Source organism: Orientia tsutsugamushi (assembly GCF_900327275.1).
Classification (GTDB): Bacteria; Pseudomonadota; Alphaproteobacteria; order Rickettsiales; family Rickettsiaceae; genus Orientia; species Orientia tsutsugamushi.
In genome coordinates, this window is sequence record NZ_LS398548.1 from 2,060,941 (window position 1) to 2,073,467 (window position 12,527).

Annotated in this window: 15 protein-coding genes and 2 pseudogenes; 5 read left to right on the forward strand and 12 right to left on the reverse strand. The window is 28.0% G+C overall.

What is annotated here, in order from left to right; all coding sequences use genetic code 11:
• Positions 1-5: 5 nt before the first annotated feature.
• Entirely contained in the window at positions 6-806 is an 801-nt protein-coding gene (locus tag DK405_RS14660; protein ID WP_231967680.1) for a hypothetical protein, read from the reverse strand.
• A gap of 177 nt (positions 807-983) precedes the next feature.
• Between DK405_RS14660 and DK405_RS10705 the strand changes: the two are divergent.
• A pseudogene (locus DK405_RS10705) lies at positions 984-1,407 on the forward strand (transposase); the annotation flags it as partial.
• Here DK405_RS10705 and DK405_RS10710 read toward each other — a convergent pair.
• Positions 1,373-1,824: pseudogene (locus tag DK405_RS10710) on the reverse strand (conjugal transfer protein TraD). The pseudogenes DK405_RS10705 and DK405_RS10710 sit on opposite strands and share 35 nt — an antisense overlap.
• A 199-nt stretch (positions 1,825-2,023) precedes the next feature.
• Here DK405_RS10710 and DK405_RS16300 point away from each other — a divergent pair.
• From DK405_RS16300 to DK405_RS10725, 4 genes are all read left to right on the forward strand, one after another.
• Positions 2,024-2,320: an AAA family ATPase gene (locus DK405_RS16300; protein ID WP_012461480.1), complete on the forward strand. Its 297-nt coding sequence runs from the start codon at positions 2,024-2,026 to the stop codon at positions 2,318-2,320.
• Positions 2,321-2,495: 175 nt separating this feature from the next.
• Positions 2,496-2,690 carry a hypothetical protein gene (locus DK405_RS16305; protein WP_045913035.1) on the forward strand — a complete coding sequence of 65 codons (195 nt, stop codon included), beginning with the start codon at positions 2,496-2,498 and terminating at the stop codon, positions 2,688-2,690.
• 65 nt (positions 2,691-2,755) lie between these two features.
• Positions 2,756-2,881: a hypothetical protein gene (locus DK405_RS16310; RefSeq protein WP_308810119.1), complete on the forward strand. Its 126-nt coding sequence runs from the start codon at positions 2,756-2,758 to the stop codon at positions 2,879-2,881.
• Between the two features lie 465 nt (positions 2,882-3,346).
• On the forward strand, positions 3,347-4,837 hold the full coding sequence (locus DK405_RS10725) for a hypothetical protein (RefSeq protein ID WP_045912303.1): 1,491 nt from the start codon (positions 3,347-3,349) through the stop codon (positions 4,835-4,837).
• Positions 4,838-5,276: 439 nt separating this feature from the next.
• Here DK405_RS10725 and DK405_RS10735 read toward each other — a convergent pair whose 3' ends face one another.
• The 10 genes from DK405_RS10735 to DK405_RS10780 form a co-directional block, all read right to left on the reverse strand.
• Complete coding sequence (locus tag DK405_RS10735) at positions 5,277-5,660, reverse strand: glutaredoxin domain-containing protein (RefSeq protein ID WP_052691651.1); 384 nt, start codon at positions 5,658-5,660, stop codon at positions 5,277-5,279.
• Positions 5,661-5,868: 208 nt separating this feature from the next.
• The gene (locus tag DK405_RS14670) at positions 5,869-6,297 is read right to left on the reverse strand and encodes a DUF2207 domain-containing protein (protein ID WP_045912301.1); all 429 of its coding nucleotides are present in this window, start codon (positions 6,295-6,297) and stop codon (positions 5,869-5,871) included.
• 98 nt (positions 6,298-6,395) lie between these two features.
• Positions 6,396-7,199 (reverse strand): DUF2163 domain-containing protein, encoded by an 804-nt coding sequence (locus tag DK405_RS10745; RefSeq protein WP_045912300.1) that lies wholly within the window; start codon positions 7,197-7,199, stop codon positions 6,396-6,398.
• 12 nt (positions 7,200-7,211) lie between these two features.
• Positions 7,212-7,814, reverse strand: a complete 603-nt coding sequence (locus tag DK405_RS10750; RefSeq protein ID WP_045912299.1) for a DUF2460 domain-containing protein — start codon at positions 7,812-7,814, stop codon at positions 7,212-7,214.
• On the reverse strand, positions 7,807-8,232 hold the full coding sequence (locus DK405_RS10755) for a hypothetical protein (RefSeq protein WP_045912298.1): 426 nt from the start codon (positions 8,230-8,232) through the stop codon (positions 7,807-7,809). The genes DK405_RS10750 and DK405_RS10755 overlap by 8 nt, the downstream gene beginning before the upstream one ends.
• Positions 8,232-8,573: a phage head completion protein gene (locus DK405_RS10760; RefSeq protein WP_045912297.1), complete on the reverse strand. Its 342-nt coding sequence runs from the start codon at positions 8,571-8,573 to the stop codon at positions 8,232-8,234. The genes DK405_RS10755 and DK405_RS10760 overlap by 1 nt, the downstream gene beginning before the upstream one ends.
• Positions 8,573-9,118 (reverse strand): hypothetical protein, encoded by a 546-nt coding sequence (locus tag DK405_RS10765; RefSeq protein ID WP_045912296.1) that lies wholly within the window; start codon positions 9,116-9,118, stop codon positions 8,573-8,575. Before DK405_RS10765 ends, DK405_RS10760 begins: the two co-directional genes overlap by 1 nt.
• Before the next feature lie 33 nt (positions 9,119-9,151).
• Positions 9,152-10,267 (reverse strand): phage major capsid protein, encoded by a 1,116-nt coding sequence (locus DK405_RS10770; RefSeq protein WP_045912295.1) that lies wholly within the window; start codon positions 10,265-10,267, stop codon positions 9,152-9,154.
• Positions 10,268-10,278: 11 nt separating this feature from the next.
• Positions 10,279-10,833, reverse strand: coding sequence for an HK97 family phage prohead protease (locus DK405_RS10775; RefSeq protein WP_045912294.1), 555 nt, complete (start codon positions 10,831-10,833; stop codon positions 10,279-10,281).
• A gap of 674 nt (positions 10,834-11,507) precedes the next feature.
• The gene (locus tag DK405_RS10780; protein WP_045912293.1) at positions 11,508-12,479 is read right to left on the reverse strand and encodes a hypothetical protein; all 972 of its coding nucleotides are present in this window, start codon (positions 12,477-12,479) and stop codon (positions 11,508-11,510) included.
• Positions 12,480-12,527 lie beyond the last annotated feature (48 nt).

Here is a 12,527-nt window from a genome sequence, read left to right on the forward strand (position 1 = left end):
ATATGTTAAAAACCTTTATCAGACTTGTGTTGCAGTGCAACTGCATCTTCTGGTGTTAGTGGGTAAAACTCTTTTAGCCTGTACTTTTTGAACCATTCTTTTTTACCATTCGAAGACTTGAGAATCTTTGTTATTAGTGATTTAATGTCTTGATTACAATTTTTAGTTGAAGTTCGTATATCATTTTCAAAATCATCAACATTTTGAAAATTTTGTTCTTCATTTTCATTTTTTTTATTCTCTACTAACTCACCTTCAGTAGATCTAGATATTTTAGATTTTTTTATATATCTATATATGTCCCTGAAAAAAGTTTCAGGTTGACCTGAAATTTCTTTCATGTTGGGACGAAATTTTTTTTCTGGTAAGGCTATATTTTCTTCTTTCCCTTTTTCACTATAGTGCTGAAAATTTTTCAGAATTTTTATGCAAGGGACATTACGTAACTTCACATTGTCTTTAATGATTGTCCTATTTTCAATTTCAATAAAACCTGCATCTCTTAATTCTACTAAGCATTGCCTAACTCTTCTTTGACCAACATTCAGCTTATCTTCATAAAGCTGATAACTTTCCTGTAATTCATCTATATCTTTGTTGTAATAGATATGTAGTCTAAATACTATGAATGATAAAAGCTGTTTAGATGTTTTACTTAATGCTTTTCCATTATCTCCAGTTAGCTTTCTCCATTCTGGTGGAATGATATTTCCAATAAAGTTATAAAATATTGTGTCATTATTGTTACTATTTTTTTTAATAATATTACAACTATTAGTTAAAAAATCGAATACTACAGGTCGCATTTTTCATCTCCAAAAATACAGCTATAGTAGGTGTTTTAGAAAATAATTTTTTTACAAATTATCCTCAAATTTTTATACAAAAGGTTGACAAAAGGTTGACAAAAATTTTTATACCAAACCTAAATAAATCTTCATACTTATACTATCTGCCTTAGAAGACCAATTTTGCTTATAGAATATCTTATAATTAATAATAAATGTGAAATAATGGCAGCTAAAATTACTAAAGGTAATAAAAGCAATCTATCTGTAGCTTTAATTATTTCTAAAGAGTTTTTTGCTAAATTGTTTTGGTGATAAAGCTTACATATCTAAAGCATTTTTTCATCAACTCTTCTTCAATGGTCTACGTTTATTTACTAATCTTCGTAAAGATATGCAAACATATTTATTAGACATAGATGATAAGCTTTTATTAAATAAAGGTTCCTTAATTGAATCTGTCTTTAATGTACTAAAAAAACATATCCATTTAGACCATACTAGACACTGTACTCCTTTTAATTTCTTTGTTCATATAATTTCTTCTCTTGCTGCTTATTCTATCTCTAAACTTAATCCCTATCTTATCTCTTCTTCTTCTCCTGACTCCTTATCCTAAATTGACGTTTTAAGGCTGCGATGTCCTTAACACAGCTGTACAATTTTTGTCGAAAGCTATTCCATTTTAAGCTATGAAGGTGAATGTAGTGTTTAGTGTTTTCGATTGGTTCAGAGAAAAATTTTAAAATCACGCTGCTTTATTTTGCTGTTCTTTATCAAAAATATCTTTACCAATTGTAGTCCAATTATCTTGAACATTTGGATGTTATGTTAAAGTTTCTTTTAGTGAAACAATCGTATCAAATAAAGTATTTGTTGGTAAGTGATCAAGCTTAGCCTTAGCAACTATTCCACCCATTTCGATAAGACGTCGAGTATGCATTTTACGTTCTTTAATTTTGAGGTTAATCTCATTCATAATTAGCTTAGCATTTTTTTGTTGGAGAGTAATTTTTTGGTGCACAAGATTTGCCATGTTAGTAATTTAGAAAGATAAAAAAATTAGGCGAAGATATATCAAAATAAAATTCCAGTAAAGAAAAAAACACACCTACCAAACCAACATCAAATAATTATAGTCAAAAAAGCGTAAATCCAAGGTTAGAAACTTCATTGAAAAGTAAGTTTATACAACGATATTTACAATCTTATTAATAGCAGTAGGTGAAGCTGAAATGATAGGTACTAAGGCTTATACAGAGCTATTTAGAGTAGTCAGGAAGAATAATTATCAACTGATGCTCGCTGGGGATGAAAAACAGCTAGCTTCAATAGAAAGAGGTGGAATATTTGAGATGCTGAGTAATATTTTCGATTTACATGTTTTAACAGATATTAGAAGACAAAGTGAAAACTTGATTCGAGAAGTAGCAATGAAGTTTGCTGATAGCAATATTTTAAGCGGCATAACCTTACTGAAACAAAATAACTGCGTTAACTTTGATAATACATTACTTGGACTCAATGAGTAAGTTAGTATATAACTAGAGTCTAAGCAAGTTTGAGCTACACGAAAAATTGGTAATTACTATACATAATAAAGATGTCAACATCCTTAATTCAAGTATTAGGTCTTTGTTAAAAGAAAATTGCATGCTATAAGGCACAGAATGTAGGTGTTCAATTGCTGGAAAAAAAGAATCATATATGGCAGGAGATAGAATCATATTTCAAAAAAGCAATAAAGATTTACAAATACAAAACAGTGAATTTGAAACTTTAACTTCGGTTAATAAAAATGAATTTGTAGCTAAGACAGATACAGGGAAAGATGTGAGTTTTGATCAAAGTAAAATACAATTTAAACATGGCTATGCTACAACAGTTTGTAACAATCTATAAATAGCTAAAAAGATGTATATGTTCTTCATAATAATAGTATAGGCATAGAAAGTTCTAACATAAGCATGATAGGAAATGCAAAGCAAGTACTGTTGTACTATAACATTCAATCTACAAAAAAAAATGTTGCTAACCTGATAGAGCAGCTTAGCACAGCTAAGACAGATTCTATGAATTCCAAAGTTATATAGGAGAATAACAATATTTAAGCAAATGAAGTAAGGCAATATCAATCGGCTCAAAACTATAAACAAAATGTTGCGAGGTGAAGTTATGTATAGTCATTTACAATGATGTTTGAGCATAGAAAGAAGCGATAACATATTCATAAGATTTAGCAAATTGAGTAATTTGATTTCTAATCCACATCTTCATATTGGCCTAAAACTTTTCTATTAGATTTAGAGAATAAGGTAGCAAAAAATAACTTTATAACTAACGGATTCTATTAATTTTTATTGCCTCTTTCTATGCTCAAACAATCATATATATAACTTCACATCACGCACACTTTACAATGTTTCTTATATCACACTTGTGATTTATATAAATCGCAGTACTCATTAACTAAGTATTGCAAAACGATTTATTTTGTGCTTAATTGATAGGAAGTATATTTTTATTAATTAAACTGAAATAATTTTTAAGAAAAAAACATGATTACTAAACAAATATCGCAAAAAAGATACTTCGGAAAATTAATTACTAAGCAAGCTATGAAAGTAGAATCACAAGAAAATTTGCAAGCTGCAACATTATTATCAAAAATGGATGTATGCATAGAAAAAGTTGCCCAAGAATTATCTAGGGCAGAGCAAATAATAAAAAAGCAAGATATAAGGTTGCAAAAACTAAAATTAATACACAAGACATTAGATAATCTTGAGTATGATGAGTTAAGTAAATTAATTAATGTGAAAGGAAAAAAAATCGAATGGCAGAAAACTTGGCAAACATTATTATCAAAAATTGATGCCTGCATAGAAAAAATTGATCAAGAATTATCTAATGCAGAGCAAATAATAAAAGAGCAAGGTATAAGGTTACACCAACTAAAATCAATACACAAGACATTAGATAATCTTGAGCATAATTACAACCAAAAAATATACCTAAAAGATGCTAATGCTTTTATTTCTGAACAGAAAGAAAATTATTTTGTACATTTAATATTAAAAAAATTAGAAACACATAGATCAACTCTTGATACTGCTTTACAGATTTTGACAAGCAGCAAACTAAGCGCAGAAAATCGAGATATAAAAATTAGAGATTTACTTGATACTACATATAAAGCAGAAAATGTAAATAACTTAGAGGTAATACTTTGTGATACATTTAATATTATACATAAGGTAAAAAAGTTAATAGACAACACTAGTAAAACCAAAGATGGTGATGCTATTTTAGCACAACATGTACTTGAGATATTTGAGAAAATTGTTGCTAATCTGCAAAGTAATCAAATTATTTTAGATTATGCAAAACAAAATCTAGGAAAGAGTTATTTAAAGTTATTTTCTGAAGATAAACAAGTAGATTTAAATTGTAGTTTAGAAAGCCTGAAAGATCATAACACAGAAGATGTTCCTATCTTAAATAGCAAAACTGAAAAACTTGTTAATAAAGATGAAGAGATAGAAAATAATGAGATAATACATAAAAATTCCTCAACATATCTGCAAATATATAATTCAGACTTGAAAGAGATAAAAAGTATAATGCGTGATATAAAAGAGATAGCAGAAACAGAATATTCAAATGATGAGTGTAATAATGCTATTAAAAGAGCAGCAATAGAACAAATTGATACTTGCATTAGTAAATGTGACACTATTTGCAATCCTGAAAAGGAAAATCAAAATTCTGATGGCGAAATTACGCTCGAAGAGTGGAAAAAAATGACAGAATGTACAAAAGAGAATAGCAAAACCGAGCAAAATAATCTTAATGAACACACAACTTTCTTTGATAAGGCTAAAGAAGCAGTTGTAACAGTTGCTTCTTCGTTTTTTAAACTATTTTTACCTATAGAAGTAAACAATAAAAATTCTGTTCATGAAACACAAGATCTAGATATTTCAAGTAGTTTTGAATTATTAGATATAAATGAAAACGATACAGAAGCTATAGGAGAAGTTCTATAGCTTCGTCCGTTTTTTATAAAAAAAGTTATAATAGTTTGGCTATCATTATGACCTAGCTATGCTTTTTGAAAAGTATATAATATAACTGTTTTATAGTAGCTTAGCTATAGTGCAGAATAGCTGAAGTTATTTTTCGACAAATCTATGTTTTCAATATTTATTGGTTAGGCTGATTATTCCTAAGTAATGAATTATTGTAAAAAATACCGGTCAGCTGCTCCCCATATTATTAATAAAATTTAGATTTTTAATATGTTGTAGCTGCAAGGTAGCAAACATAAAGATCATTGAAACTACTAAAGCAAAAAATACAGATTGTAAAATTGGAATCATACAAGCAGATATTTCACATGCTACTAAGTATGAAAATGACAGTTGCAATAGCGATCTGATTGGACGCATACTCACTAGATTAGTATGAACACGTGATATAGAAAATTTATTTCTGTGCTAATAACTCATCTAATTTGTCAGTATTATCAAGATCTTGTAATTGCATATATCCGCCAATAAATTGGCCATATATAAATATATATGGTACAGTAGTTTGAGAAGTAGCCTGCTGCAATTTTTCGTGTAACTGTTGATTATTGCTAATATCTATTTCTTTAAATGATACTGACTTTTGATTTAAAAGTGATTTTGCATTTAAGCAATATGGACATGTCGGTTTAGTGTAAATATAAATATTATCATCATCATAAATCATAAAATCCTCATCCTGTAACTCTGATTTTTTCATGTACTCTAGTATACCAGTTTTTTTTATAATAAAATATGATAAAATGATAGGTAGTATTACAATGATAAGAATTCTTTTCATTTAATTAAAAATTTAAGTGAATTTATTTTAAACCTATGCTTTAAAATAAATAATACAAGGAAGTTAAAAACTATGTCAAGACAAATGATTCTAATTATATTTGATAGCAACCCTATAGTTGTTTATTCATATTTAGCTAAGTAGCTATACTATATTATGAATCAATTTATATGGTTGTATGATTTATGTCATGGCTTTATTATTGTCTTTAGCTATTATGAAAGTCATATTTTTTCGAATTATAAAGCTTATCATATATTAATCCCAAGTTTGTAAGCTTTTGCATTTTATAAATATTAATTAAATATCCTATCAACATTATTACTAAAGAACTTAAGATAAAAATATAGAGCTTATTTACTGATTGAATATTTATTAAATAAAATGATGTCAAAAAAATAATAGTTAATGACAAAACTAAAAATATTAAATTTATTTTCTTAAATAAGCTGATAATTATATTTTGAGTATCATTTAACACCTGTTGATGTTTTTTCTTATTTTCGATTGATTCACTGAATGCAGTGCGGTTTTGATACTGTATTTTATGGTTATATTCATTATTGCTATTTTTTGAATAACCTTTGTTTAACGTATTATTATCATAAAAAAAATAACTGTGCTTTACTTGAGCCATATTAACTATTTCTTATAAATTTCTAAAACAAAATTATATTTTGAGAATCAATTTATTGTATATAACTAGACTAAAAAAGTACATAATTAACTATTATTTTATTTAAAAGTTTTAAGAGTATCAATAAAAGGTTCTCCGCGGAAATTGATTGCATTGTTGAATTTTTGAATACAGTTGTTAAAAGTTTTATCGCATCCTATAGTTAATTTAATTTCTGAAGTATTATGTAAAAATTCAGGAATAGTAATACTGGTTTCAATAATACTATTATTATTCATTAATGGAGTGTTATAATGCTTAACAATGTTAAATTTATGTTGAGGAGAAAATACAGCCTTGCCATAAGCATAGTTTATAGCTTGTGGACAACAGTCAATAACTATAATATCGTTAGCTTGAATATTCTGAACTTTATAAGATTTTGTATACTGGTCGGTATTAATTTTACAATATTTATCTCCTAAATTTGCTCTGCAACTTTTGCTATATGTTTTTAATATAGTTTGATATAGCTTAATACCAATTGATGATAAAGAAAGGCAAAATTTAACTGTATCATGATTAACCTCAATACAATAGAAAGTAAAAAAATCATTATAAGATGTTTGATCAACAGTAATTAATATTTCAATTTTCAAATTATGAAGAATATGGTTATACGTTATACCTTGTTTTTCAAAAATTCCTTCAATTTCCGCTATAGCCTCTCCTGAATCATTTAGGTTAATGCTATTTATTACTAACCCTGAGTTAGGTAAATATAGATTCTTACCAAGCAAAATTGATGTAGGAGATGAAGTTAAATATAATTTCTCTCCAGAGAATAAAGTAATTTTATAACAAAAGTCAATATTATTTGAATTATTAATCTTATTAGCAAATTCATCAGAAAAAATACGCATAATTACCAACTTTTATATGACTTCAATTAATTCAAGATTACTTATTATAATGGTTTGATCTGAATTAACACTATAGACTAAGGAGTCATTATTGAAGCGCACTTGTACGTCGAATTGATAGGTAATATATAAGCTTTGAGTTAAATGGAGTGATTGATTATTTCTAAAATATATAATTCCAGTATTATAATCAGCTTCAAATTCTACGATTGCATTATTTTCACTCTCTATTTTAACAGATCCTTTAACTGGTTTTGTAATTTTACGGTAAGCAATTTCATAATCATCTTTATAAATTTTTGTTAATTGAAGCATATTGTTATCAATGAGCACGTGACTAATTGCTTGTTTACTAACAGTAAAATCAGCATAATCTTTTAACCGAAAGGAGAAAGCCTTGCCTTTTCTAGCTCGAAAAAAACTGTTAAGCAGATAAAGCTGCTCATTACTTAAATAACAATTTTTAATAGTATATTTTTGTAGTGGATAGTGCCAGTTAATATATCTGTGCTCACGTCCTGATGCAGTTGAGATATGATATGTATTAAATACCGGTCCTCCATGAGCATGCATTGCTATAAAATCAGGTATTTTAACATCATGAAAATTAGTCATTATATCTTTCGCAATATTGTAAAATTGATTTATAATTTATATTAAACCTATCTGTAATAAAGAGTTTGTCAGTATGCCATGATACACTTTGGAATCTAAGATTTATTACTGAATATCTGTTTTGTTGTTTTTCAAGGCGAAATGCAGTAATAACATTTAAAATTTGCTCTCCAAGTGCTATAATTCTATTAGTAGCTAGATCATTAGTAAAAAGAGCTATGTTAAAGCTCAATTCATAAGTTATTAAGCCCATGCTGGTTAAATTATTAGCTGTTAAAAATTCTACTGCTATAAATGGTGTAGGGCTATTTTTGTGAAAACCAAGGTAAATATTATTAACTTCTTTCCTTAGAATTGAATCAGCATTAAGTAAATTATATATGTCTGTTTGAAATTGCTGTAATACTAATAAATGCATTATGCTGGCTCTTTATTATGATGAAGCTCAAAAGCAAAAATTTCTAGGTTATGATTTTGCTCAAGTGGATTGATTATCCTGTGTATCTCAAATCTTCTTTGAGCAAATTTAATGCGCATATTAATACAGATGGCTGAGCTAAATCTTATGGTAAATAAATAGTAATCCTCTGTAGTTAAATTACCAAAAGTAAGATTTTGAGTGATTATTGGTTTATAACGATATAAAGCTTTTATTTCAGCAAAACATGATAAAACTTCAATCCATCTACTAGTATTACTTTCTTTTGCAAAAAAAGTGATATTATGCTTTAGCCTACTACTAAAATTAATTATACTCATTATATTAATACTTTTTTATAGCTTTGATATATTTGGTTTATACTGGCAAATACCTTAGGTTCTATAATTCTTCGATCATATAACTCACTTATATGTAGTAATATCCCAGGTTTAATCGCATTAATAATTGAAGGATCTGTAGTTAAAACAGTGTATTCAATTTTAAAGGACTGATTAATAAAGTCATTGCTTGAAAATTGAATATTAGTGCTATTGCAACTTAACTGATAAAATTGTTGATCAATAATAGAATTATTACTACGATTTTTAACAGAAATAATTTTTTTTGCTGGCACAATTGGTAACAAAATCTTAAGACTTTTAACCTTTACAATTATATAGCAAACATTTTTTTCAATTAAATTAATGCGCAGGAATTTTTCTGCATAGCTAATAGCAGCTATAGTTATTATATTCAAGATTGTGTTTTCCATCTCATTATGAAAGTTGCTACTATTTATACGTAGGTAAGTTTTAATTTCTGCTATAGATAACATTTGTTGCTCATGTATCTTAGTAATATTGTAGTAACAATTTTCATTCATAATGATTCAACTTTTTTGCCTAACGCTATTTTATTACTGTTTAGTTTTAGTACTAAATTGCAAAATTTTTATTGCCTTAGAAACAACAATATCGCCTCCAACTCGCTTTACCGCATAAAATTTAACAAAAGGTTTTTCAGTATATGGATCCCGTGTCATCTTAATATTGGCAGCGTGATCAACAATTTTATATGCTAGTTTAAAATCAGCTAATATAATAGGATAACATGGTATAGAGTCATTGGTTAGCTGAGTGGTTGGCATATCGCTTGCACATATTACTGGTATTCCTAGGATTGTTTGTGGAAAATTTTGTGATAATTTAGGTTGCCAGATAAATCGACCTGATGAGTCTTGAATAGTCTGAATTTTTGCTAGAGTAGTACGATGCATTAACAATGTTGAATTAGCGTGATAATAATCATCAAGTGAATTGATTAACGATAACAATGCTTCAAGATCTATTTTATGGCATGGTATAATTTCAATACCATATTCTTCAGGATTATATAATATACCATGTGGCTGACTAATACCATTTCCTAAGATGAAACTCTTATTTTCAGCATTAGCAAAACTATCTTCTAATCGTTCAATTAGCCAGTTTTCAATATTGATATTAGAATCATCTAAAAGCTTTTGAGTAGCTTTAGGTTGAGCGTAGAGTTCATGTACTGCAATCTTACGGCGCAATAGAGTAGGAGACTTTGTTTCTGCCCTCTCATCTTGCTCTGCGACCCAGCCAGTTATGAATTCATTATCTTCGATTACTGTATCTAATGCACTGCTGGATATTAATTCGAGACTAGCAAGCTGACGCATAGGAGATTTATGTTTAATTCCACCAACAATTTTTTGATGTAAAGTTGGTTGTACTAAGTAACAGCCTTCTTTTTCACTGCCAGCACTCAGTTGACTTGATTTAGTAGTAAGTTCTCCAAATCTGATGAATTCATTTAATCCATTATGACTATCATTGGAGTTAATTTGGTTGTTAGTTAAAATATCTTGCCTAGCTATTATGGTTTCTAGGTTATGTATTTTAGTTTCCAGGTTATGGATCATGTTTTTAGATACTAATTCATTTTTATATTTACACCAATCATTGGATAATTCCAAAATTTTGTTATTAATTTGTTCGATTTGCATGATATTGATTATTATTGAGTTATGTTGTTTAGCGACTTTTGCGCTTCAATTAATGAATTTAATATGGTAACAAGCTGATTAGAGCTAATAACATCGTATTGGGATGCATGTTTACAGTTTCGTATTTTAGCATGTTTATTTGCAGGAAAAGTAACCAAACTTACTTCCCATAATAATGCAGATTTTATTATTCTATTTCCCTTTCTGTTATAACTAGAATCTTCAATAGTAAAACCAATGCTAAAATTGTTAATTACTCCCTGTTGAATTAATGCTATAGCTTCTTTGCCTTTTTGAATATGTTGGTTAATACTTGCATCAACTCTAACTCCGTATTCATCTTCTTCTATATTAGTAATTAAGCCAATAGGAGAAGCAATATTATGTTGCCATAGTAATTTAATATCAGATAGATATCGATGATGAATATTTTTAAATGCTCCTTTAAGAATATAGTCTCCAGAACTGTCGACAAGATTAAAAACAGTAGCATATCCGCTAATAATGACATTATCGTGATTAACTGCTTTGATAATTAAATTAGTCTTATAATTGTTGCTATCCACTATTACTTATCTCCATAATGGTTATTAAGTAGTTGGTACTATACTCAATAATATGGTATGCACTAATAGCTAATATATAAAATTCGTATTTTGATTTACTAATTAAACCTGAAGAATTTTTTAGAAAGTATTTTTAAGCATGAAAAGCAATGTTATAAAATCTGCAAAAAGGAGTATGAGTTAAAATTATGCTTGCTGCGAAATAAAAAATTAGTTAATATGATCAAAATTGATATAGCTATAATTATTTTTATTATTTTGCGGAAGATCTAATGATATTTATGTACAACTTTTTCTTATAGAAAATAATGCATATCTAATTTCAGACTAATTTTATTACATGCAATACTCTATAACTTCTGAGATCATATCTATATCTCATTAATTTACAATATAGCTAAGCTACTATAAAACAGTTATATTATATACTTTTTGAAAAGCCTATCTAGATCATAGAGATAGCTGAACTATTATCACTGTTTTATAATAGTTTGGCTATATACATAAATTTATAACAGACTACTTTGCTCACTGTTTTTAAGTTATGCTTGCTCACATAGTTATGGATCATAGTAACATTTAGGAAAGTTGAAGAATTGAATAATGCATTGCAATATTCTTGCTACTATCAAGTTATTATTTTGCAATTCACACAAACAATATAATTTACTCTGTTACTGAAAATCATGAAAGCTGCTTTTAGAATTTTTACTACTACTATTAATATTAGCAGCAGTTCTATTTGAGCGTCTATTTGATGTTGATTCTGATGCTGCTTGACCGTTATCTAATGCTAACGCAGAAGTTAGCTTTTGAGGAATATGCTTTGCTTCTATCTCATCTTTCATAGATGATTCAACCAAATTATGTGTATTACTAAGATCACTTATACGTTCAGATAGCATACTAACTTCTGTTGTTAATTTCGCAAGAATATTTTCAAGAGTATGCTTAGCTAGTGTAAAATCTTCTGTACTATTTAGCGATAGATTATTTAAGCTACTAATTTCTTCTTCTAATCCATTCAAGTTCATTAAGCTTTCATTTGCAAATTTAGTGCAATTTTCCGATAAACCATGCAAAATATCACTACTTAATGATGCACTATCATGCGCTGTTACATCCATTTCTGTATATTTTTGTGCTAAATCAGATAGTTTAGGGTATTTTTCCATCTTATTTGAATCAGGAGAGCATTGTTTAATATCTCGCTTTGTATTTGCTAAATCTGTTTTTTCTGGCGATTGCTTTTTTATGACCTTATCTAAAGCATATATCAGCAATGTTGATCCCAAGATTACTGGAGCAATAATTTCACCTACTACAGGTATAGCAATTGCAATCAGCGCTGCTTCCCCTTTACGTGCTAACAAAAACTTTTGCACACATTTAATTTGCTCAAGCAACATCTTTAAAACTTCTTTAAGGACCTCCTTGACAGCTTCAAAACCATGAAACTCATCTCCGTAAATAACATTTTTTATTTTTTCACAACCTTCTTTTGTTTCTTTAGAAAAGCTACAATAAAACTCTGATGTATCATCCTTAACACCTTGGGCATAATCTTTAATCTCTGATAATACTGTACCTGCTGTCCATTCTAAAAAAGACGCAGTACTTTGAAGCGTATCAGTTAAAGTAATCATAAAAAGTAGTTCCTTAAATTTTTATGTTAGATATTGAATAACTATGTA